This is a genomic window from Haliea sp. E17 (assembly GCF_048323675.1).
Taxonomy (GTDB): domain Bacteria; phylum Pseudomonadota; class Gammaproteobacteria; order Pseudomonadales; family Halieaceae; genus Mangrovimicrobium.
On sequence record NZ_JBLWFK010000005.1, the window covers coordinates 119,219 to 141,906 of the forward strand.

Here is a 22,688-nt window from a genome sequence, read left to right on the forward strand (position 1 = left end):
GCTCCTCCCTGAGCATGCCTGACTCGGTGTCAAATGACCGGGGCAGGTGGTATCTTTCCCTTCCTCAAGCTGGGGTATTGTGACAATTCAGGCGCGCCAATGGGACATCTTTTCAATCGCAATGTACTGCTCGGTGTGAGCGGCGGTATCGCGGCCTACAAATCGGCGGAACTGGTGCGCCAGCTGCGCAGCCTGGGCGCCAACGTGCGCGTGGTCATGACCCACGGCGCCCGCGAATTCATCACCCCGCTGACCCTGCAGGCGCTGTCCGGCAACCCGGTGCATACGGAATTGCTGGATGAAGAAGCGGAACAGGGCATGGGCCACATCGAGCTGGCCCGCTGGGCCGACCTGCTGCTGATTGCCCCCGCCACCGCGGACCTGATCGCCCGGCTGGTTGCCGGACGCGCCGACGACCTGCTCTGCGCGGTGGCGCTCGCCACAGCGGCGCCGAAGCTGATCGCGCCAGCCATGAACCAGCAGATGTGGCGCGACCCGGCCACAGCGGCCAATATCGCCACCCTGGAACAGCGCGGCCTGCGGCGCATCGGACCCGCGGAGGGTGAGCAGGCCTGTGGCGACATCGGCCCCGGTCGCATGGCGGAGCCGGTGGATATCGCCGCCGCCGCAGCCGACCTGTTTCCGCGCAGCCTGCTGGCGGGCAAGCGGGTCCTGATCACGGCGGGCCCGACCCGCGAGGCGCTGGACCCGGTGCGCTACCTGTCCAACCACAGCTCCGGGAAAATGGGCTATGCACTGGCCCAGGCCGCCGCCGAGGCCGGCGCGGTCACCACCCTGGTGAGTGGCCCGGTGGCCCTGTCCGTGCCCGAGCACGTGCAACGCCACTCGGTGGAAAGCGCGACACAGATGCTCGAAAAGTGCCTCGAACTGCTCGATGAATGCGACATTTTTATCGCCTGCGCCGCGGTCGCGGACTACCGTCCGGCGAATGCCGCGGGCGACAAGATCAAGAAGGGCCCGGACGAGATCACCCTGCAACTGGTCAAGAACCCGGATATCGTGGCCACGGTTGCCGGGCGCGAGAACCCGCCCTTCACCGTGGGCTTCGCCGCGGAGACCCGCAATGTGGTGGAGTACGCGCGCGGCAAACTGGCAAACAAGAAACTCGACATGATCGTCGCCAACGACGTTTCCGACCGCGCTATCGGCTTTAACAGTGAACAGAACGAAGTCACCGTCATCTGGCCCGCGGGTGAAGAAATCATTGCACGCGCCAGCAAGCTGACCCTTGCCGGCAGGATCATCGAACTGGTCGCCCGGGCGGAAGCGGCAAGCCGGAATGGTTAAATCGGGCAGTTTGCAGGTGCAGCGCAGCCTGCGAAGGTAATATCATGCCCTGCGGGGAATGCAACGGCCGGGGAAAATGCTGGACAAGCTGAAGAAGAAAACGGAAAACGCGGGCAAGCAGAACAGCAGCGCCGCGCGGGGGATATCGGCATCCGGCAACAGCATCTATGCCGTGACCGGCGTGGGACTGGGTGTCGTGGCCCTGGTCCTGATACTCAGTTTCGCGTTTTTGCTGCTGGTTCGGGAGCCCTCCATACGCTCCAGCCAGATGGCGCAAGTCTCCGGCGCCTATTCGGAACAGCAGGCCAATAACCTCAACGCCTACCTGAGCCTGCTGCTGCAGCGCCTGCAGCGCGCCGCCACTTCCAGCCAGGCGGCGAGCGCGATCGCCAGCGGCGACGCCACCGCGGTGGGCACCGCCGCCGCGGCCATGCTGCCGTACTTTCCCGACCTCAGCGAACTTCGCCTGGTTCCCGTGGGGGAGATGGGCACCGCGGAACTCAACCCCGGCGACTACGGCCTGCACAACCTGATCGAACTCGACATGGTGCGCCGGGCCGCCCGCGGCGAGCAGGTCCTGCCGGAATCCTTCCAGGTGGGAGAGCGCTGGGTCACCGGCCTCGCCACCCTGGTCAAGGACTCGGTGAACCCCCTGCAGCGGGCAGTCATGCTCGCCTCGCTGGATAACAGCGCCTTCGAAACCGCCCTGACCGCCATCAACCCGGATACCGGGGCCTACGCGCTGGAACAGCTGTACACCAACCGCGACGGCAGCACCAGCACCAGCACCATCGCCAGTGTCGGCTTTGGCCAGGTCACCAAGTACCAGAGCTTCGCGGTCATCCCCGACACCAACTGGCGCATCGTGTTCACCCCCGCCGCGAGCCTGGTGAACGAACTGGGCGGAAGCTCCCGCTCACTGTATGTGGTGCTTGCCATGTGCCTGGTAGCAATGCTCGGCGGTTTCGCCATTGTTGCGCTGCGCATTCCCAAACTGATAGAACTCGACGCATTCCGTATGCTTGACGCGGCCGACCGCAAAACCGACCTGACCCTGGGAATTCCCCAGCTGGTGGATGTCGCCCGGCAATTGCGCCGCGCAACGCTGCGGGCCGTGCGCAGCAGCGGGCCCACCGAGTCCGCCTCCCGCGCCCAGGCCGCCGACCCGGACGGATTCGAACTGGTGGACCTGGCCGACGCGGAGGACCTGGGCGAAGTACTGGAACTGGATTCGGAACTTTCGGAGCCGGCCGACGCGCCGGACATACCACGGGACTTCCCCGCCCATATCTTCCGCGCCTATGACATCCGCGGCAACGCCAGCAGCGAACTGACGCCGGAACTGATGACCAGGATCGGCGGTGCCCTGGGCACCATCGCCGGGGAGAGGCAGCTGCAGAGCCTGGTGGTGGGCGCCGACGGCCGCAACTCCAGCCCCGCGCTGAAGAATGCGCTGATTCGCGCGCTGATGGAATGCGGGCGCGACGTCATCGACATCGGCCTGGTGCCAACCCCGGTCCTCTACTTCGCCACCCGCCATCTCAGCGCGCATTCGGGCCTGATGATCACCGGCAGCCACAACCCGAAATCCGACAACGGCCTGAAAATGGTCCTCGACCAGGAAACCATCCACGCAGGGGCTATCCAGAACCTGCGCGACCGGGTCCTGCAGGGCAACTTCGCCCGCGGCAAGGGCCGGCTGGTTGCGGAGAACCTGGTGCCCGCCTACATCGACCACATCCAGCAGGACATCGCCATCGCGGTGCCCCTGAAAATCGTTATCGATGCGGGCAACGGGGCTACCAGTGAAATTGCGCCGCTGCTGTTCGAGGAGCTCGGCTGCGAGGTGGTACGCCTGCACTGCAGTGTCGACGGCAATTTCCCCAACCATCCGCCCGACACTTCCAATGAAGCCAACCTGGAGGACCTGATAGTCCGGGTACGCGAAGAACAGGCGGACTTCGGCGTGGCCTTCGACGGCGACGGCGACCGCCTGGCCGTGGTCACCGGCAGCGGTCGCATCCTTCGTTCCGACGTTCTGCTGATGATCTTTGCCCAGGATGTGGTCTCCCGCAATCCTGGCAGCGACGTGGTCTTCGACGTCAAGTGCAGCCGCAACCTGACCGAACTGATCACCCGCTGTGGCGGCCGTCCGGTATTGTGGAAAACCGGCCACGCCTTCATGAAACAGAAAATGGCGGAGACCGGCGCCCTGCTCGGCGGGGAGTTTTCCGGCCATATCTTCTTTGGCGAGCGCTGGTTCGGTTTCGACGACGGCATGTACGCCGCGGCGCGCTTGGCGGAAATCCTCAGCACCCAGGGTGACAGCCTCGACACCATCGTCGATGCCTTCCCCGCCAGCGTGAATACCGCGGAGATATTGATTCCCGTCCCCGATGCCAACAAACTGTCGCTGATGGAGCGCATTGTCCGCAATGCGGATTTCTCCGGCGGCTCGGTCAATACCCTGGACGGCATCCGGGTCGACTTTCCCGAGGGCTGGGGCCTGTTGCGCGCCTCCAACACCAGCGCTGCCCTGACGGCCCGCTTCGAAGCCCGGGGCGAGCAGGAACTGGAATCGATCATGAGCGAATTCCGCGAACAGATCGCGCTGGTCGACCCCTCCCTTGATATAAAATTCTGAGCCCCCGGCTCGCAGGAACTGGAACATGTCTCTCAATCGCGATTCCGCACTCAATGTCGCCAAGGTACTGACCGAGGCACTACCTTATATCCAGCGCTTCACCGGCAAGACCGTGGTGGTCAAATTCGGCGGCAACGCCATGGTCGATCCCGAATTGCACGAAAGCTTCGCCCGCGACGTGGTACTGATGAAGCTGGTCGGCATGAACCCGGTGGTGGTGCACGGCGGCGGCCCGCAGATCGGTTCGCTGCTGCAGAAACTCAACATCAACAGCGAGTTCGTCGACGGTATGCGGGTCACCGACGAGCAGACCATGGACGTGGTCGAGATGGTGCTCGGGGGCAGCGTCAACAAGGAGATCGTCTCCTCCATCAACCGCAATGGCGGCAAGGCCATCGGCGTCACCGGCAAGGACGGCCAGTTGATCCGTGCGCGCAAGCTCAAGGTCACCCGTAACGTACCCGGGATGGACGCTCCGGAGATCATCGACATCGGCCACGTGGGCGAAGTTGCGCAGATCGATACCGAGGTCATCGACCTCATTCTCGGCAGTAACTTCATCCCGGTGATCGCCCCCATCGGGGTCGACCGGGAAGGCCACAGCTACAACATCAACGCCGACCTGGTAGCGGGCAAGCTGGCCGAGGTGATGCAGGCCGAAAAACTCATGCTGCTCACCAACGTACCGGGGCTGCTGGACAAGAACGACAACATCCTCACCGGGCTGTCCACTGCGCAGGTCGACGCGCTGATCGCGGACGGCACGATCTATGGCGGCATGCTGCCGAAGATCGGCTGCGCCCTGGACGCGGTCAAGGGCGGGGTCGCCAGCGCCCACATCGTCGACGGCCGGGTGCCCCACGCAGTCCTGCTGGAAATCTTCACCGATGAAGGGGTGGGCACGCTGATTACCAACCAGCGCGGATGAATGTGCAAACTGAGGCCTGAATCACAGCAGAAATACGTTGCGCTTGTTGCAGCTCCGATAGGTAATCGCTAGCATGAGCAACGGTCAGCTGCCACTTGTCACCACCCATGCCACCTAAAAGATCGCAACGGCGCCAGCAGATTCTGGAAGCGCTTGCCCAGATGCTTGAGGCCAACCCGGGCAACCGCATCACCACCGCGGGACTGGCCCGGCAGGTGGGTGTTTCCGAAGCTGCGCTGTACCGTCACTTCCCCAGCAAGTCAAAAATGTTCGAGGGCCTGATCGAGTTTATCGAGGAGACCCTGTTCAGCCGCATCAAGCTGATCCTCAACGAGGAACAGACCGCGGCGGGGCGCTGCGAAAAGATGCTGACCCTGCTGCTGGCGTTTACCGAGCGCAATCCCGGCATCACCCGCATCCTGACCGGCGACGCCCTGGCGGGCGAAACCGAGCGCCTGCATGCCCGGGTTGCCCAACTGTTCGATCGCTTCGAAACCCAGATCAAGCAGGTTATCCGCGAAGCGGAAATGCGTGAGGGCCTGCGCCCGGTGATTCCCCTGCCCGCGGCCGCCAACCTGCTGATGGCCACCGCCGAGGGGCGAATTTCACAGTATGTGCGCTCCAACTTCCGCCGCTCGCCGACCGAAGACTGGAAAGCCCAGTGGGATTTGTTGATGGCAGATTTCTTCAGGGATGCCGTCAGCCAGCCGGTACCGGGGGGATTCGCCCGGCCCGCCAGCCAGGCCTGAGAAGTCAGCGACGCGGGTCGATCTGGCTGCCCGATCCGCTTTTTGCCGAGCTCCGGTTGGCCATCTGCCGGCGAAATTCCACCATGTCCTCGAGTTCGCCAAAGCGTTCGATATCCGCGGCATAGGTGGCTTCCACAGCTTCGATTTCCACTTCCCGGTCGGCAATTGCATTGTCGGTGATGCCGATTTCCGACTGCAGGTCGCTGATTGCTTTGAGGTGTTCCTCACTCACCGACTGGCCCCGGCGCTGCGCCTCCGCCGCCTGGGACTGGTAGTTTTCCACCTGCTGCCGGAGTGAGCGCTTGTTGCTTTTCAGGATGCTGACCCGGATGCGCAGGTCGCCGAGGGCGCGCTCCCGCGCGGCCTCGATATCTTCCACCGAACTGTAGCGGCGCAGCAGGGATTCGTCCCATTTGCGCAGGCGCTCCGCCTCTTCCTGGGCGCGCATCTCATTCGCCACCGCGGCCTGCTGTTCGGCAGTGACCTGGGGCGGCACCACGCGGATCACCACACCGTCCTTGTTGAGAACCTCGTAGCCATTCTTCACCGACTCCGGCGGGATGTTGTCGTCCATCACCGTATTGCCCTCGCTGTTCTTGTAGCGGTAGAGATTCGCCGCCTGCACAAGGCTGGCGGAGACGGCGCATACGAGGGCGAGGCACAGGGCTGTGGTGTTTTTGCTCATAGGGCCAATATAGGGTCTCCCGGGGGGGGCGGGCAAGTCACACGCCGTATTGCTGGCGATAGTCCTTCATCGCAGCGACGACGCCCTCCGGGGCGGATGCCGACGCTTCCAGGTAGTCGATGATGTGGCTCATGTCGATAATGCTGAACACTGGCAGGCCGTGACTTTCCTCCAGCTCCTGGATCGCGGAAAGCTCGCCCGCTCCGCGTTCCTGGCGGTTGAGGCCGATTACCACGCCGGCCGCGGTCGCGCCGGCGCCCTCGATCATGGCGAGAACTTCGCGCACCGCAGTACCCGCGGTGATGACATCGTCGATCACCAGCACCCGCCCCTGCAGGGGCGCGCCTACCAGGATGCCGCCCTCGCCGTGATCCTTGGCCTCCTTGCGGTTGTAGGCAAAGGGAATGTCGATGCCATGCTGGTCGGCGAGGGCGATCGCCGTGGCAGCGGCCAGGGGAATGCCCTTGTAGGCGGGGCCGAGCAGCACATCGAACTGGACCCCGGAATCAACGATCCGCTGGGCGTAGCAGCGGCCCAGCGCCGCCAGGGCGCGCCCGCTGGCAAAGGCGCCTGCATTGAAGAAATAGGGGCTGCGCCGGCCGGATTTGAGGGTGAACTCGCCAAAGCGGAGCACTTCGTACTCGCGCGCGAGCTGTATGAAATCGGACTGGTATTGCTGCATCAGGTATCCGGCCTCGTTGTGGTGTCCCAGGTACTCCCCCGCACAGGGAACTGGGCTTTGTATTCAGCCGCATCCCCCGATAGAATGAGGGGTCATCCACTCCCGGCCGCCCTCTGTAAAAACCAATCCCAAGGGGAGGTTCAGCGGTCGTGGGAATAACTGTGGAAGAATTAGCTGTTTGTGGACAATTACCCACCCTTTCGGGGCAGCAGGAGTGCTGCTCCGCCGAGGGCTCAGGTATCATACACGCTCAATACACAAGGGACCATGCATGAGGATCATCAGCTTCAGCGCCGACGGCATCAGGGAGGCGGCTGAAAAAGGTTTTTACGACTGGCTGGAGGAACAGGACGCGGACTTTGTCTGCATCCAGGACCTGCGCTGCTCGGAGTATGACCTTCAGGACAACATGTATTTCCCTCCGGACTACAACCCCTACTTCCTCGATAATATCGACGGCAAGACCAACGGGGTGGCCCTGTACTGCCGCAAACTGCCCAAAGCCATCATGACCGGCCTCGGCTTTACCGAATTCGACATGGAAGGCCGCTACATCCAGGCGGACTACGAGAACATCAGTGTCGGCTGCCTGCTGGCGCCCTACGCCGCCCCCGGCGACGCCGACCAGCTGGCCCGCAAGCAGGAATTCTTCCAGCTGCTGGGCAACCACCTGCAGAAAGTGCGCAACAAGCGCCGCGAGTTCATTATCTGCGGCGGCTGGCATATCGCCCACACCCCCGGCGATGTCGAGGACACCGAGCGCAACAGCACCCTGCCCGGCTTCCTCGCCGAAGAGCGCCAGTGGATCAACGAACTGCTGGAAAACGGCTACGTCGACGCCTTCCGGGAAATCAACTCGGACCAGGATGAATTCAGCTGGTGGCCCGACGGCGATCCCGAGAGCGGCAACGGCTGGCGCACCGATTACCACATCGTCTCCCAGGGGCTGAAATACAGCGTGGACTACGGCGCCATCTACAAGGTGAAAGAGTTCTCCACCCACGCCCCGGTCATCATGGATTACGACATCGAGCTGTAGGGCCTCAGCAGAGGCCCCGGCCGCTCAGCAAGCTGTAATCAACCCTCCGCCAACGCCGCTTTTTGCGCGGCGACCAGTTGGCCGATACCCCCGGCCGCCAGGTCGAGCATGGCATTCAGGTCTTCGCGGGCAAATGGCATGCCTTCCGCGGTGCCCTGCACCTCGATAAACCCGCCATCTTCACCCATGATCACGTTCATGTCGGTATCCGCCGCCGAATCCTCCGGGTAATCGAGGTCCAGCACCGGCACGCCCCGGTATACGCCCACCGAAACCGAGGCCACCATCTGCAGCAGCGGGTCGGTCCTGATCAGCTTCTTGCGCTGCAGGTGGTTGATGGCATCGACCAGCGCCACGCAGGCGCCGGTAATCGAGGCGGTGCGGGTGCCGCCGTCGGCCTGGATCACATCACAGTCCACGGTGATAGTGAATTCGCCGAGTTTCTTCAGGTCGATCGCGGCGCGCAGGGAGCGGCCGATCAGGCGCTGGATTTCCACCGTGCGCCCGCCCTGCTTGCCCCGCGCTGCTTCCCGGTCCATGCGCGACCCGGTCGAACGCGGCAGCATCCCGTACTCCGCGGTTACCCAGCCACTGCCGCTGCCGCGCAGGAAGCGTGGCACACCCTCCTCCACCGAGGCGGTGCAGATGACCCGGGTATCGCCAAACGACACCAGCACGGAGCCCTCCGCGTGACAGGTGAAGTGTCGTTGGATGGAAATATCCCGGAGCTGGTCCGGCGCGCGGCCACTGGGTCGTTGCATCAATCTACTCCTTCGTCTGGGGGGCGACAGTATACGCAATCGGCCCGCCCGGCGTACTGTGCCCCCCCAGTGCAAGCTGATAAACTTCGCTCTTTGGTTTGCAGCAGGAGCCGCAGCGTTGACCAGCATTCGCAGTATGACCGCATTCGCCCGGGAGAGCGGCAGCACCGAACGGGGCGTGCTTACCGTGGAGCTGCGCACGGTCAACCACCGCTACCTCGACTGCAATTTCAAGCTGCCAGACGACCTGCGCGCCCTGGAACCGCAACTGCGCGAACAGCTGGCCAGCAAACTGACCCGCGGCAAGGTGGACTGCCTGGTCCGCCTGCAGGCCACCGCCACCCAGGCCAGCGGTTTCAACGTCAACAGTGAAGCCCTCGCGCAACTCGCTGCCGCCGCGGACCTGGTTGCCGGGGAATTCAAACTGCGCAAACCCAGCGCCCTCGAAGTCCTGCAGTACCCCGGCATCTGCCACGCACCGGACAGCGACGAGGAGACCCTGCAGCAGGCTGCCAGCCAGCTGTTCGGCAAGACCCTCGATTCCCTGTTGCGCTTTCGCGAGCGGGAGGGCGAAAAGCTCGCCGCCCTGGTCGTCGAGCGGCTCGCCCTGGTAGATGCCGAAGTCGCCACCACCCGCGCGGCGCTTCCCGCGCTGCGCCAGCACCAGCACCAGCGCCTGCAGCAGCGTATCGCCGAGCTGGGTGTCGAGGTCGACCAGGGACGGCTGGAGCAGGAACTGGTCTACCTGGCCCAGAAAGCCGACGTGGACGAAGAGCTCGACCGCCTGACCACCCACTGCGAGGAAGTGCGCCGGGCCCTGAAAAAAGGCAGCCCCTGCGGCCGCCGGCTGGACTTCCTGATGCAGGAACTCAACCGCGAGGCCAACACCCTGTCCTCCAAGTCCAACTCCAGCGGCACCACCCAGAGCGCCGTGGAGCTGAAAGTGCTGATCGAGCAAATGCGCGAACAGATCCAGAACATCGAATGAGGTCAGGACACCGCAGATGAGCCCCACTGGAACCCTGTACACCGTCTCCGCCCCTTCCGGCGCCGGCAAAACCAGCCTGGTCAATGCGCTGATCGACAGCAGCAAGAACCTGCGCGTTTCGGTCTCCCACACCACCCGCGACAAGCGGCCGGGAGAGACCGACGGTGTCGACTACCACTTCATCTCCGAAACGCAATTCCTCGGCATGCTGGAGCGCGCCGAATTCCTCGAGCACGCCAATGTCTTCGGCAACCTCTACGGCACCTCCCAGCTCTGGGTCGAGGAGCAACTTGCCGCCGGCATCGACGTCATTCTCGAGATCGACTGGCAGGGCGCCGCCCAGGTCAAGCGCCTGCGCCCGGATACCCTGTCCATCTTTATCCTCCCGCCCTCGCGACTCACCCTGCTGCAGCGCCTCACCGCCCGCGGCCAGGACGACGCCGCCACCATCGACGGCCGCATGGCCAAGGCGGTGGAGGAGATGTCCCACTACGTCGAAAGCGATTTCCTGGTGGTCAACGACGATTTCGACCACGCCCTGGCCGGGCTGCAGTCGATCATCCAGTGCCAGCGGCTCAAGACCAGCAAGCAGCAGGTGACCCAGGAGGCCCTGCTGGGTTCGCTGTTCGACTGAACCCCACCGCTGTTTGTACACAAAGTATCTGTTAAAAGGCTTCGATCCATAGCACCAGTCACGGCCGTCACCCCCCGCCACCAGATGTGCCGGGGCTAGAGTGTGAGGCGCAGCCTGCCCGGAACCCGGGCCAGCCAACCGACGCGTACTTTTCACGCTGGAGCGAACCCCCACTCCCGGGGTATAATTTCTGGTTCTGTTTTATTGCCTTATCTGAGGACGATTCACCAATGGCACGTGTAACCGTAGAAGATTGCCTGGAAAACGTAGCGAACCGTTTTGAACTGGTCATGGTCGCCAGCAAGCGCGCCCGCCAGATGGCCACCGGCGGCAAGGACCCGCTGGTCGAGGAAGAATCCGACAAGCCCACCGTTATCGCCCTGCGCGAGATCGCCGACGGCCTGATCACCCCGGACATCCTGCTCCGTGAAGACGAACTGGACGCCGAGGATGAGCTCGCCGAGGTGATGATGGAGGCGGACCACGAGTCCCGCTAAAACTCTCTGGCATCGACGCTGTCCGGTCCCCCGCCCATGACTGCATTACAAAGCCTTGATGCCTTTAACGCCCAGCTCCGGGGTTACCTGACCCCGGAGCAGAGCAACCACGTCATACGTGCGTACTATTTCGCTGAGCAGGCCCATTTCGGGCAGTTACGGCGCAGCGGTGACCCCTACGTCTCCCACCCGCTGGCGGTAGCCAGCATCCTCGCCGAAATGCACATGGACCACCAGAGCCTGATGGCCGCCATGCTGCACGACGTTATCGAGGATACCGGCATTCCCAAGGCCGCCATCAGCGAACAGTTCGGCACCGCGGTGGCCGACCTGGTGGACGGGGTCAGCAAGCTGACCCAGATGGAATTCGAGTCGCTGGAAGAAAAGCAGGCGGAGAATTTCCAGAAGATGGCCATGGCCATGGCCCGCGATATCCGCGTGATCCTGGTCAAGCTGGCGGATCGCCTGCACAACATGCGCACCCTCGGGGTGCTGCAGCCCGCCAAGGCCCGGCGCATCGCCCGGGAGACCCTCGACATCTACGCGCCGATCGCCATGCGCCTGGGCATGAACAACGTGCGCATGGAATTCGAGGACCTCGGCTTCAGCGCCCTGCACCCGATGCGCTCGCGGCGCATCGAGACCGCCCGCGAAAACGCCCGCGGCCGGCGCAAGGAACTGGTGGACAAGATCCGCCAGCAGATCCAGGCCACCCTCGAACACGAGGGCCACGAGGCCGAGGTGATCGGCCGCGAGAAACACCTGTACAGCATCTACAGCAAGATGAAGTCCAAGCGGAAATCCTTTTCCGAGATCATGGACATCTACGCCTTCCGCATCATCGTCGATTCGGTGGACACCTGTTACCGGGTGCTCGGCTGCATTCACTCGCTGTACAAACCGGTGCCCGGGGAATTCAAGGACTACATCGCCATTCCCAAGGCCAATGGCTACCAGTCCCTGCACACGGTGCTGATGGGCATGCACGGCGTGCCCATCGAGATCCAGATCCGCACCCGCGAGATGGAGGAGATGGCAAATAACGGCATCGCCGCCCACTGGCTGTACAAGAGCGAGTCCGACTCCGCCAACGGCAGCCACCAGCGCGCCCGGGAATGGGTGCAGGGCCTGCTGGAGATGCAGCAGCGCGCCGGCAACTCGCTGGAGTTCATCGAGAGCGTCAAGATCGACCTGTTCCCGGACGAGATTTACGTCTTCACCCCCAAGGGGCGCATTTTTGAACTGCCGCGGGGTGCCACCCCGGTGGACTTCGCCTACGCAGTGCATACGGATGTCGGCAACAGCTGCGTGGCGTGCCGCATCAACCGGCGCCTGGCGCCGCTGTCGGAACCGCTGCAGAGCGGCCAGACCGTGGAAATCCTCACCGCCCCGGGGGCCAGCCCCAACCCCTCGTGGTTCAATTACGCGGTCACCGCCAAGGCGCGCACGAATATCCGCCACTACCTGAAGCACCAGACCAGGGACGATTCTGTCGCTCTCGGCCGGCGCCTGCTGGATCGCGCGCTGGCCTCGCTGGACAGCAGCCTCGACAGCGTTCCATCCGATGAGATCGAAGAGTACCTGCGCGAGCACGGATACCCTAAACTCGAGGACATGCTCGAGGATATCGCCCGCGGCAACCGCCTGCCGGCCATAACCGCCCAGCAAATCCTGGGCGCCGAAAGCGCCGAGCAGCCGGAACCGGAGGACACTGAACCGGTGGCCATTCGCGGTACCGAAGGCTTTATGCTCACCTTCGCCCGCTGCTGCCACCCGATCCCCGGGGACCCGATCGAGGGCTACCTGAGTTCCGAGAAAGGCGTCGTGGTGCACCGCGAGCGCTGTCGCAACCTCGCCGAGATTCGCGAGAACAGCGACCGCCTGGTGGCACTGCGCTGGGACGAACGGGTGGAGGGCGACTACGCCGTGGAACTGCGCATCGAGGTGGAAAACCGCCGCGGTATGATCGCGGTGATCGCCACGCGGATTAACGCCATGGGCGTCAACATCGAAAAAATTTCCACCGAGGACAAGGACTACCAGTTCACCTACGTCGACCTGGAAATCCTGGTCCATAACCGCATACACCTGGCGCGCATCATGAAGCGCCTGCGCAGCATCAGCCATGTGCGCCGGGTAACCCGTTTCAAGACGGGCTGATCGCCTCACCGACAATAAGCCGCCAGTAGCACACCAGCAGGAGTAGTATCGTGACCAACCGCGCCATTATTTCCACCCCCCGGGCTCCCGAGGCCATCGGCCCCTATTCCCAAGCCGTGAAGGTCGGCAACACCGTGTGGATTTCCGGGCAGATTCCCCTGGTCCCGGAGACCATGGAACTGGTCCAGGGGGACATCCGCGCCCAGGCGACCCGGGTGTTTGAAAATCTCGCGGCGATTGCCGAGGCCGCCGGCGGCAGTCTCAACCACGCGGTCAAGATCAACATCTCACTGACCGACCTCGGTGATTTCGCCGCGGTAAACGAGGTGATGGCCAGCTTCTTCAATGAGCCCTACCCGGCGCGCGCCTGTGTCCAGGTCGCTGCGCTGCCGAAAGCCGTCGACATCGAGGTGGAGGCCATTCTCTCGGTCTGAGGTCGGTCGGCGAATACCCTGGAATCCCGGATGGCGAGCCTCGCCGGCGACCCGGTTACCCAGCTTCGCGGCGTCGGCCCGAAACTGGCGGAAAAGCTCGCCGAGGCCGGCATCCACCGGGTGGAAGACCTGCTCTTTCACCTGCCGCTGCGCTACCAGGACCGCACCCGGATCACCCCCATCGCTGCCGTCCGCGAAGGCGATGACGTGGTGGTGGAAGGCGAGGTGCGCATAGCGGACGTCGCCTTCGGCCGCCGCCGCAGCCTGGTGGTGCGCCTGCAGGACGGCAGCGGCACGCTCACCCTGCGCTTTTTCCATTTTTCCGCCGCACAGAAGAATGCCCTGCAGGCCGGGACCCGGCTGCGCTGCTACGGACAGGTGCGGCGCGGCGCCAGCGGCGCCGAGATGTACCACCCGGAATACCGCCGGGTAGAGGAGGGCGAGTCCTCCGTGGAAGACACCCTCACCCCGGTCTACCCAACGATCAACGGACTCGGCCAGCAACAGTGGCGCAATCTCTGCGGCCAGGCGGTCACCCGGCTGCGCGGTGCCGCGCCGCCGGAACTGCTGCCGCCACTGGCGGACTTTCCCATCGGCCTGGTCGACGCCCTGAGCTTCCTGCACGCGCCCCCTCCAGATGCCCCGGTGGCCGCCCTGCGCGACGGCGAACACCCGGCGCAACTGCGCCTGGCCCTGGAGGAACTGGTGGCCCACCAGCTCAGCCTGCAGGACCTGCGCGCCCTGCAACAGCGCGAGGGAGCGCCGGCGCTGCGCCAGGGCGAGGCCCTCCTGCAGCAGTTTCTCGCGGGCCTGCCCTTTTCCCCCACCGCCGCCCAGCAGCGGGTGATCGGCGAGATCCGTGCCGACCTCGCCGAACCCCGGCCCATGCTGCGCCTGGTACAGGGGGATGTCGGTTCCGGGAAAACCCTGGTCGCCGCGGCGGCGGCGCTGCTGGCCATCGCCAGCGGCTACCAGGTGGCGGTGATGGCGCCCACGGAAATCCTGGCCGAGCAGCACCGGCGCAATTTTTCCGCCTGGTTCGAGCCGCTGGGGATCGCCATCGGCTGGCTCAGCGGGCGCAGCAAGGGCCGTGCCCGCAGCCAGGCCCTGGCGGCCATCGCCAGCGGTGAGGCCGGGCTGATCATAGGCACCCACGCGCTGTTCCAGGAGGACGTCGCCTTCCAGCGGCTGGGGCTGGTGATCGTCGACGAGCAGCACCGCTTTGGTGTTCACCAGCGCCTGACCCTCACCGAGAAAGCCGGCGCCGAGGTCGGCCGCCCCCACCAACTGGTCATGACGGCGACACCGATACCCCGTACCCTGGCCATGGTCGCCTATGCCGACCTCGACTGTTCGGTGATCGACGAACTGCCCCCCGGGCGCAAACCGGTGGATACCGTGCTGATCGACAACAAACGTCGCGACCAGGTCGTCGCCCGGGTGGCCGCGGCCTGCAGCAGCGGGCGCCAGGCTTACTGGGTGTGTACCCTGGTGGAAGAGAGCGATGTGCTGCAGGCGCAGGCGGCCGAAGCCACCGCCGAGGAACTGCGCACTGCGCTGCCGCAATTGCGCGTGGGGCTGATCCACGGGCGCCTGAAAAGCGCGGAAAAGGACGCCGTAATGACCGGTTTCAAGGCCGGCGAACTCGACCTGCTGGTCGCCACGACGGTCATCGAGGTGGGTGTCGACGTGCCCAACGCCAGCCTGATGATTATCGAGAACCCGGAGCGCCTGGGCCTGGCCCAGCTGCACCAGCTGCGCGGCCGGGTGGGACGCGGTGATACCGCCAGCCACTGTGTACTGCTCTACCAGTCGCCGCTGTCCCGCAACGGGAAACAGCGCCTGGGGGCCATGCGCGCCAGCAACGACGGCTTCTTCATCGCCGAGAAGGACCTCGAACTGCGCGGCCCGGGCGAAGTGCTCGGCACCCGGCAGACCGGCCTGATGGAATTTCGCGTCGCCCGGCTGCCCGAGCACAACCACCTGCTGGACCGGGTCCAGGCCATCGCGGGGGAAATCCAGGCCCGGCAACCGCAGCTCGCCGGTCCCCTGGTGCGGCGCTGGACCGGCAGCAGCCAACGCTATGCCAAAGTCTGAGTCCGCCGCTTGCCCGCGGGCGCCGGATGGCGCATCCTGCGCCGCCATGCCCACTCGCGAACCACACTGGCGTCCCGCCGAACGCTTCACCAACGCCGAGCTGCCCGCGGTCCATCGCCGCTGGCTGCTCGACGATGGCTCCCTCACCGGGCGCCTGATCGAACTCGACGCCGGCAGCTTCGGTGTGCGGCGCCTTTACCAGGGCTGGTCGGTACCGCGGTTGTCCGAACGCCGCCTGCTCAATCTCCCCGCACGTCAGACTGCGATTGTCCGCGAGGTCCTGCTGACCCTCGACAACCGCGCCGTGGTGTTCGCCCGCAGCGTCTTGCCAGTGGCCATCCTGCAGGGCCGGCTCGCCCACCTGCGGCGCCTGCAGAACAAACCCCTCGGGGCGATCCTGTTCCGCGACCCGGGCATGCAACGCAGCCCCTTTGAGCTGGCTCGCCTGCCCGGCGACAGCGGCTACCTGCCCCGCGAACTGTGGCAGCCGCAAGCCCTCTGGGGCCGCCGCTCCTGCTTTCGCCTGCGCGGCCACGACCTGATGGTCTCCGAGGTCTTCCTGCCCGGCTTTACACCCTGGGAGGCGATCCTGCCGGTGCACCGCACCCAGCGGGGCAAGGTCAGCGCGGCGATCCTGCACCGGGATGTCGGCGACTGATTCCCTGCGGATAACCAATAGCCACTTGTAGTTTGCCTCGAGTTCTGGATTTGCAGGATTCCCGCCGAGCGCGATCCGGAACATGCCTGCTGGAACACGTCAAAAAGCGCACGTCCCTGTGCAGACTCGGGTGGCGACATCCATGTCGCCTCACGGTTCCAGCAGGCATGTTCCGGCTCACACTCTACCTGCGGCGCGAGATTCCAATTGCATCTCCATCAAACCTTCTGGTGGTTAGAATTCCACGCCCAGAGCAAGTAAGCTTGGTGTCCCTTTCGTATAATTGCCACCATGCCCGGAACACCTTCACTTAAAGCGCTGCTGCAACTGATGCGCGCCGACAAACCCATCGGTACTCTGCTATTGCTCTGGCCAACCCTGTGGGCGCTGTGGATCGCCGCGGGCGGCGTGCCGGACCTGTCGTTGCTGGTGATTTTTATCCTCGGCACATTCCTGATGCGTTCGGCGGGCTGCGTCATCAACGACCTCGCCGACCGCCACTGGGACGGCAGTGTGCAGCGCACCCGGCAGCGCCCGCTGGTAACCGGGGCGGTCACCGTGCGCCAGGCGCGTATCGTCTTCGTGCTGCTGCTCGCTGCCGCCTTCTGCCTCGTACTTCTGACCAACCCTCTGACGGTGAAACTTTCGTTTGTCGGCGCAGCACTGGCTGCAATCTATCCTTTTACCAAACGCTTTACCCACTTCCCGCAAGTGGTGCTGGGTGCCGCTTTCTCCTTCGGCATACCGATGGCTTTCAGTGCCCAGACCAATTCACTGCCCCCGCAACTGTGGCTGATCTACGCGGCCAACCTGCTGTGGACGGTGGCCTACGACACCAAGTACGCGATGGTCGACCGGGACGACGACCTGGAGGTCGGCATCAAATCCACCGCGGTGTTCTTCGGCGAGCACGACCGCCTGATGGTGGGCCTGTTCCAGCTCGGCTTCCTGGTCGGCATGCTGCTGGTGGGGGCCGCCTTCGGCCTGGGTTTGTGGTACTACCTGGGACTGGCGGCAGCCGCGGTGCTGTGCGGCTATCACCAGTACCTGATTCGCGAGCGCGACCGGCAGGCCTGTTTCCGCGCCTTCCTGCACAACAACTGGGTGGGGGCGGCGATTTTCCTCGGCCTGGTGCTCGATTTCGCACTGTCGGGAAATCCATGAACCTGACCGCCGAGTTTCTCACCAGTATCGCGGAAATCCCGGCGCAGGAGTGGGAGGCGGTTTGCGGTACCGACTACCCCTTCCTGCGCCACCATTTCCTGCTGGGCCTGGAAACCGCCGGCTGTACCACGGAGGACAGCGGCTGGCAGCCCTGCCATTTGCTGTTGCGGGACGACAGCGGCAGCGCCCTTGCCGCCCTGCCGCTGTACCTGAAATCCCACTCCTACGGTGAGTATGTCTTCGACTGGTCCTGGGCCCAGGCCTGGCAGCAGGCGGGGCTGAACTATTACCCGAAGCTGGTGAGCGCGATTCCTTTCACCCCCGCGACCGGGCCGCGGCTTTGCCATCGGCCCACAATTTCACGCGAGCAGGCCTGGCAGGCGGCTTTGTCGGCCCTCGAGACCTTCGCCGGCAAACACGCCATTTCCGGCTGGCACCTGTTGTTTCCGGAGCGAGCTGACTCCGACTACCTGCTCGCGCAGGGTTACGCCCAGCGCCGGGCCGTGCAGTTCCACTGGGTCAACGAGGGCTACGGCTGTTTCGACGATTTCCTCGCCACCTTCGCCAGCCGCAAGCGCAAGTCCCTGCGCCGCGAACGGCGCCTGGTAGAAGAACAGGGGCTGGCGCTGGAGACCCTGGAGGGCGATGCCATCAGCGCGCAGGACTGGGAAACCTTCCACCGCTTCTACCAGCTCACCTATGCCAAGCGCAGCGGCCATGGCGGCTACCTCACGCGGGAATTCTTCACCCGGGTGGCGGCGGGGATGGGCTCGCAGGTGATCATGGTGATTGCCCGGCTGGCGGGTGAAGCAGTAGCCGCGGCGCTCTATTTCCGCTCGTCGGACACGCTCTACGGGCGCTACTGGGGCTGCCAGCGGGAGTTCGACTGCCTGCATTTCGAGGCCTGTTACTACCGCGGGATCGAGTACTGCATCGAACAGGGCATTGCCCGCTTTGATCCGGGAGCCCAGGGCGAGCACAAGATCCAGCGCGGGTTCCGGCCGGTGGAGACGGTGTCCAATCACTGGGTCGCGGATGAGCGGCTGCGGCGGGCGGTGGCGGATTTCACCCGGCGGGAGGGGCCGCACATAGAGGCTTACCGGCGGGAGGCGGAGACCCTGCTGCCTTTTCGGCGCTGAGCCAGGTGGACTCCTTTTCCGGTGGCAGGCCTGTCTCATCGACACTGACCATTTGGGAGACTTCCATTCACTCGGAGAACTTTCACCTGGTACTTCGTCGCACGGCCCGCTGAAGCGCATGTCCCTCACCGGGACCGCCAAAAAGCGGCATCCATGCCAGGCTCGGGCTCGGCCATCCATGGCCTCGCACGCCCCGGTGAGGGACATGCGCTTCAACACGCCTCTGGTGGTACCAGGATAAAAGTGAGTGACCTTTTCTTGCTGACCGCTTTTCAGGAACGCCAGACCACCAGTCGATTGTTCGCCGGCATGGCATTGTCTTCCTGCAATGTAAAACCCGCCGATTCAGCCAAAGCATTTACCGCTTCGAAATCGCGAATGGCGCTGTAGGGACTCTGTTGTGCCAGCCACTGGTCGAAACGTGAATTGCTTTCCGAGGTATAGGCGCCGTTGTAGTTGAAGGGGCCGTAGATCGCCAGCAACGTGCCTTCGGGGGCGCTGTCACCCAACTCGGCGAAGAAGTCCTCCACCGAGGAGAAGGGCATGATGTGCAGGCTGTTGGCGCTGAAGATCGCGGTGGGAACGGTGATGGGCCAGGGGCGCTGGCTGACGTCCAGTACCAGCGGCGGGCGCAGGTTGGTGCCCGCGTAGTGTTCGCAGCGCGGCATCAGGACGGGAAGGTGCTCCGGCAGCTCCGTGGGTTGCCAGCTGAGGTGGGGCAGGTGTCCGGCGAACCAGGTGGCGTGCTGGCCGGTGCCGGAGGCCACTTCCAGGACTGCGTTGCGATCCGCGAACACGCGGCTGAGCACCTCGAGAATCGGCGCCTTGTTGTTTTCGCAGGCCTGGGAAAACGGCAGTGCGTCCATGCTCAGCCCTTCGCTGCCGGCGCTGTGTCGCGGGTGAAGACCCATTCGTGGGCGGTGGAATCGGCCTTGCTGTAACGGTAGCCGTCGAGGCGGTATTTTTTCAGCTCGGCGGGGTCGTTGAGTTCCTTGTCGATGATGTAGCGTGCCATCTGGCCGCGGGCTTTCTTGGCGAAGAAGCTGATGATTTTGTACTTGCCGTTTTTCAGGTCCTTGAACACGGGCGTGATCAGCTCTGCGCTGAGTTCGCCGGGTTTGACCGCGCGGAAATATTCGTTGGAGGCGAGGTTGACCAGCACCGGGCTGCCGGATTTTTTCAGCTGCTTTTCCAGCTGCCGGGTGATTTCGTCGCCCCAGAATTCGTAGAGGTTTTTGCCGCCGCGGTTGGCGAACTTGAGACCCATTTCCAGGCGGTAGGGCTGCATCAGGTCCAGCGGGCGCAGCAGGCCGTAGAGACCGGAGAGGATACACAGGTGTTGCTGGGCAAAGGCCAGTTGTTCGCTGCTCAGGGTTTCCGCCTCGAGTCCGGTATAGACGTCGCCCTTGAAAGCCAGTACGGCCTGCTTGGCGTTATCCAGGGTGAACGGCGTCGACCAGTTCATGAAGCGGCGGTGATTGAGTTCGGCGATGTTCTCGCTGACACCCATCAGGCTGCGGATATCCGCGGGGCTGAGGGCACGGGCATCCTCCACCAGTTCGGCGGAGCGCTCGATAAACTGCGGCTGGGTACTGCGGCGGGTGGTGGGCGGGGTGTCGAAATCCAGGGTTTTGGCCGGGGAGATGACTGTCAGCATCGGGTCCTGCTCTTGGTAAGTGGCTTTGCAAGGGTGTCCCCTTCAATGAGACGGCTATGATACTCTGCACGCCAAGCAATAAAAACGCCTCCCGGGAAATGGGCCTGACAGTTTCTATCATCGCAGCTATCGACCGTTTCACGGACTTCAGCGGCCGCCTGCTGGCCTGGCTGGTGCTGGCCATGGCGCTGGTGACCAGTGTCGTCGTGGTGATGCGCTACGGCTTCAACACCGGCTCCATCGCCGCCCAGGAAAGCATCACCTACATGCACGCCTGCCTGTTCATGCTCGGCGCCGCCTATGCGCTCAAGCACGGCGCCCATGTACGGGTAGATATTTTCTATCGCGGCTTTTCGCCGCGCGGCAAGGCCTGGGTCGACGCCCTGGGCGGCGTCATCTTCCTGCTGCCGATGTGCGTGTTCATAGCGCTGACCAGCTGGAACTTTGTCACCGGGTCCTGGGCCATCGGCGAGGTTTCCACCGAGCCCGGTGGCCTGCCCTTCGTCTACCTGCTGAAATCCCTGATCCCGGCGATGGCGATCAACCTCCTGTTGCAGGGTGTGGCGGAGACCCTGCGCGCCCTGAATGTATTGCGGGGCATTGACTGACCGTGGTCGAGTACGCCTCGCTGTACATGTTTGCCGCGGTCTGCCTGCTGCTGATGCTGGGCTATCCGGTGGCGTTTACCCTTGCCGGCACGGCGCTCGGTTTCGCCGCGGGCGGTATCCTGCTCGGCCATTTCGACGCGGGCTTCCTCTCCGCCCTGCCCGGCCGCGTCTTCGGCACGATCAACAACACCACCCTGATCGCGGTGCCGCTGTTCATCCTCATGGGCACCATCCTGGAAAAATCAAAAATCGCCGAGGAACTGCTCGGCAGCATGGCCCGGGTGTTTGGCAGCCTGAAGGGCGGCCTCGGTATATCGGTGGTGGTGGTCGGCGCCCTGCTCGCGGCGAGCACCGGCATCGTCGGCGCCACCGTGGTGACCATGGGCCTGCTATCGCTGCCCAGCATGCTGCGCGCGGGCTATTCGCCCGCACTCGCCACCGGCACCATCTGCGCCACCGGTACCCTCGGGCAGATCATCCCGCCCTCCATTGCACTGGTGCTGCTCGGCGATATTCTCGGCAACGCCTACCAGCAGGCACAGCTGAAGATGCACGTGGCGGCGACCAAGACAGTCTCGGTGGGCGACCTGTTCATCGGTGCGCTGGTCCCCGGACTGATGCTGGTAGTGGCCTATATCCTCTACCTCTGGTGCGTGGCGCACCTGAAACCAGAAGCGGCTCCCCCGGCGGAGGAAACCCGCATCTCCTCGCGGGAAGTGCTGCAGGGACTGCTGCCGCCGCTGGCGCTGATCGCGCTGGTACTCGGCTCCATCCTGCTGGGCGCCGCGACCCCTACCGAGGCGGCGGGCTTTGGTGCGGTCGGCGCCCTGCTGCTGGCACTGCTGCGGCGCCAGCTGAGCCTGCAGCGCCTGCGCGAAGCGGTCATCAGCACCATGGAAGTGACCTGCATGGTGTTCATGATCCTGATCGGCGCGGCGATATTTTCGCTGGTGTTTCGCGGTTTTGGCGGGGAGGAGCTGATTCACCACCTGTTCGAGCAACTTCCGGGGGGCGTGCTCGGGGCTACCCTGGTGGTGATGGTGGTCATTTTCCTGCTCGGTTTCATCCTCGATTTTATTGAAATCACCTTTGTCGTGGTGCCGATCGTCGCGCCGATCCTGCTGGCCATGGGGCTCGACCCGATCTGGCTGGGGGTCATGATCGCCATCAACCTGCAGACATCCTTCCTCACCCCGCCCTTCGGTTTTGCCCTGTTTTACCTGCGGGGCGTGGCGCCACCGGACTTGCACACCGGGGCTATCTACCGCGGCGTTCTACCCTTTATAATCATTCAGCTCCTGCTGATTGTGGCACTGTGGTACTGGCCCTCCATAGCAACCTGGCTGCCCACCTTACTCAAGTAACAGGGATTTCACGCGCAACGGATTCAGGCTCCCGACATGAACGATATCGACTCCAATCCAGTCCCCCAGGGTGAACTGGCACTGCAAACTGTGGCGATGCCCAGGGATACCAATCCCAGCGGCGATATCTTTGGCGGCTGGCTGGTCTCGCAGATGGACCTGGCGGGCATGGTCACCGCCAGCGAAGTGGCCCGCGGCCGCGTCGCCACCGTCGCCATCGAGGGCATGGCCTTCCTGACCCCGGTCCACGTCGGCGCGGTGGTCACCTGCTACTGCGATGTGCTGGAGATCGGCCGCAGCTCGGTGCGCATCGTCGTCGAAGTGTGGATCAACTCGAAGCACGACGGCGAACCGCTCAAGGTGACCGAGGGCGAGTTCGTCTTTGTCGCCATCGACCAGAACGGCCGTACCCGGGCCATCAACCGCTAGGCACTTTTCCCCGGATTTCTCCGGCCCGCCCACACAGGCGGAATCAAGGCCAGGGCAAAAAAA

General features: G+C 64.1%; 22 protein-coding genes. 17 read left to right on the plus strand and 5 right to left on the minus strand.

All coding sequences use genetic code 11. The annotated features are described in order from the left end of the window. The first annotated feature begins 99 nt into the window (after positions 1-99). The 4 genes from coaBC to slmA all read left to right on the plus strand — a co-directional run bounded on the left by coaBC (position 100) and on the right by slmA (position 5,629). Positions 100-1,308, plus strand: a complete 1,209-nt coding sequence (coaBC, locus tag ACNKU3_RS14000) for a bifunctional phosphopantothenoylcysteine decarboxylase/phosphopantothenate--cysteine ligase CoaBC (protein ID WP_418260119.1) — start codon at positions 100-102, stop codon at positions 1,306-1,308. 76 nt (positions 1,309-1,384) lie between these two features. After that, a complete protein-coding gene (locus ACNKU3_RS14005) occupies positions 1,385-3,952 on the plus strand; it encodes a phosphomannomutase/phosphoglucomutase (RefSeq protein WP_418260120.1) in 2,568 nt (855 codons plus the stop codon). Positions 3,953-3,977: 25 nt separating this feature from the next. After that, a complete protein-coding gene (argB, locus tag ACNKU3_RS14010; RefSeq protein WP_418260121.1) occupies positions 3,978-4,880 on the plus strand; it encodes an acetylglutamate kinase in 903 nt (300 codons plus the stop codon). A gap of 107 nt (positions 4,881-4,987) precedes the next feature. Continuing rightward, a complete protein-coding gene (gene slmA / locus ACNKU3_RS14015; RefSeq protein WP_418260122.1) occupies positions 4,988-5,629 on the plus strand; it encodes a nucleoid occlusion factor SlmA in 642 nt (213 codons plus the stop codon). A 4-nt stretch (positions 5,630-5,633) separates the two neighbouring features. On the opposite strand, the gene ACNKU3_RS14020 is transcribed toward slmA, so the two are convergent. Both ACNKU3_RS14020 and pyrE read right to left on the minus strand, forming a co-directional pair. Continuing rightward, the gene (locus ACNKU3_RS14020) at positions 5,634-6,314 is read right to left on the minus strand and encodes a hypothetical protein (protein ID WP_418260123.1); all 681 of its coding nucleotides are present in this window, start codon (positions 6,312-6,314) and stop codon (positions 5,634-5,636) included. Between the two features lie 37 nt (positions 6,315-6,351). Next, on the minus strand, positions 6,352-6,996 hold the full coding sequence (pyrE, locus tag ACNKU3_RS14025; protein ID WP_418260124.1) for an orotate phosphoribosyltransferase: 645 nt from the start codon (positions 6,994-6,996) through the stop codon (positions 6,352-6,354). Positions 6,997-7,267: 271 nt separating this feature from the next. Between pyrE and ACNKU3_RS14030 the strand changes: the two genes are divergently transcribed. Then, positions 7,268-8,035, plus strand: a complete 768-nt coding sequence (locus ACNKU3_RS14030) for an exodeoxyribonuclease III (RefSeq protein WP_418260125.1) — start codon at positions 7,268-7,270, stop codon at positions 8,033-8,035. Positions 8,036-8,073: 38 nt separating this feature from the next. Here the strand turns inward: ACNKU3_RS14030 and rph are convergent, their stop codons facing one another. Beyond that, positions 8,074-8,796, minus strand: coding sequence for a ribonuclease PH (gene rph, locus ACNKU3_RS14035; RefSeq protein WP_418260126.1), 723 nt, complete (start codon positions 8,794-8,796; stop codon positions 8,074-8,076). 118 nt (positions 8,797-8,914) lie between these two features. Here rph and ACNKU3_RS14040 point away from each other — a divergent pair, with 118 nt between their 5' ends. The 9 genes from ACNKU3_RS14040 to ACNKU3_RS14080 all read left to right on the plus strand — a co-directional run bounded on the left by ACNKU3_RS14040 (position 8,915) and on the right by ACNKU3_RS14080 (position 18,567). Further along, on the plus strand, positions 8,915-9,784 hold the full coding sequence (locus ACNKU3_RS14040; RefSeq protein ID WP_418260127.1) for a YicC/YloC family endoribonuclease: 870 nt from the start codon (positions 8,915-8,917) through the stop codon (positions 9,782-9,784). 16 nt (positions 9,785-9,800) lie between these two features. After that, positions 9,801-10,418, plus strand: a complete 618-nt coding sequence (gene gmk / locus ACNKU3_RS14045; protein ID WP_418260128.1) for a guanylate kinase — start codon at positions 9,801-9,803, stop codon at positions 10,416-10,418. Between the two features lie 230 nt (positions 10,419-10,648). Continuing rightward, a complete protein-coding gene (gene rpoZ, locus ACNKU3_RS14050) occupies positions 10,649-10,915 on the plus strand; it encodes a DNA-directed RNA polymerase subunit omega (protein ID WP_418260129.1) in 267 nt (88 codons plus the stop codon). A gap of 36 nt (positions 10,916-10,951) precedes the next feature. Continuing rightward, positions 10,952-13,075, plus strand: coding sequence for a bifunctional GTP diphosphokinase/guanosine-3',5'-bis pyrophosphate 3'-pyrophosphohydrolase (gene spoT / locus ACNKU3_RS14055; protein ID WP_418260130.1), 2,124 nt, complete (start codon positions 10,952-10,954; stop codon positions 13,073-13,075). 50 nt (positions 13,076-13,125) lie between these two features. After that, positions 13,126-13,509, plus strand: a complete 384-nt coding sequence (locus tag ACNKU3_RS14060) for a RidA family protein (protein ID WP_418260131.1) — start codon at positions 13,126-13,128, stop codon at positions 13,507-13,509. 30 nt (positions 13,510-13,539) lie between these two features. Further along, positions 13,540-15,606, plus strand: coding sequence for an ATP-dependent DNA helicase RecG (gene recG, locus ACNKU3_RS14065; protein WP_418260132.1), 2,067 nt, complete (start codon positions 13,540-13,542; stop codon positions 15,604-15,606). Next, a complete protein-coding gene (locus ACNKU3_RS14070; protein WP_418260133.1) occupies positions 15,593-16,264 on the plus strand; it encodes a chorismate--pyruvate lyase family protein in 672 nt (223 codons plus the stop codon). Before recG ends, ACNKU3_RS14070 begins: the two co-directional genes overlap by 14 nt. A gap of 291 nt (positions 16,265-16,555) precedes the next feature. Next, complete coding sequence (gene ubiA, locus ACNKU3_RS14075; RefSeq protein ID WP_418260134.1) at positions 16,556-17,428, plus strand: 4-hydroxybenzoate octaprenyltransferase; 873 nt, start codon at positions 16,556-16,558, stop codon at positions 17,426-17,428. Beyond that, positions 17,425-18,567: a GNAT family N-acetyltransferase gene (locus ACNKU3_RS14080; RefSeq protein WP_418260135.1), complete on the plus strand. Its 1,143-nt coding sequence runs from the start codon at positions 17,425-17,427 to the stop codon at positions 18,565-18,567. Before ubiA ends, ACNKU3_RS14080 begins: the two co-directional genes overlap by 4 nt. Positions 18,568-18,839: 272 nt before the next feature. Here the strand turns inward: ACNKU3_RS14080 and ACNKU3_RS14085 are convergent, their stop codons facing one another. Together ACNKU3_RS14085 and yaaA are read right to left on the minus strand one after the other, a co-directional pair. Continuing rightward, positions 18,840-19,433 (minus strand): DUF938 domain-containing protein, encoded by a 594-nt coding sequence (locus tag ACNKU3_RS14085; RefSeq protein ID WP_418260136.1) that lies wholly within the window; start codon positions 19,431-19,433, stop codon positions 18,840-18,842. Between the two features lie 2 nt (positions 19,434-19,435). Continuing rightward, positions 19,436-20,224, minus strand: coding sequence for a peroxide stress protein YaaA (gene yaaA, locus ACNKU3_RS14090; protein WP_418260137.1), 789 nt, complete (start codon positions 20,222-20,224; stop codon positions 19,436-19,438). A gap of 98 nt (positions 20,225-20,322) precedes the next feature. Here yaaA and ACNKU3_RS14095 point away from each other — a divergent pair, with 98 nt between their 5' ends. The 3 genes from ACNKU3_RS14095 to ACNKU3_RS14105 are packed head-to-tail and all read left to right on the plus strand — an operon-like array spanning position 20,323 to position 22,625. Then, complete coding sequence (locus tag ACNKU3_RS14095; RefSeq protein WP_418260138.1) at positions 20,323-20,832, plus strand: TRAP transporter small permease subunit; 510 nt, start codon at positions 20,323-20,325, stop codon at positions 20,830-20,832. Positions 20,833-20,834: 2 nt separating this feature from the next. Next, positions 20,835-22,196 (plus strand): TRAP transporter large permease, encoded by a 1,362-nt coding sequence (locus tag ACNKU3_RS14100; protein WP_418260139.1) that lies wholly within the window; start codon positions 20,835-20,837, stop codon positions 22,194-22,196. Between the two features lie 36 nt (positions 22,197-22,232). Then, on the plus strand, positions 22,233-22,625 hold the full coding sequence (locus ACNKU3_RS14105) for an acyl-CoA thioesterase (RefSeq protein WP_418260140.1): 393 nt from the start codon (positions 22,233-22,235) through the stop codon (positions 22,623-22,625). Positions 22,626-22,688: the final 63 nt, after the last annotated feature.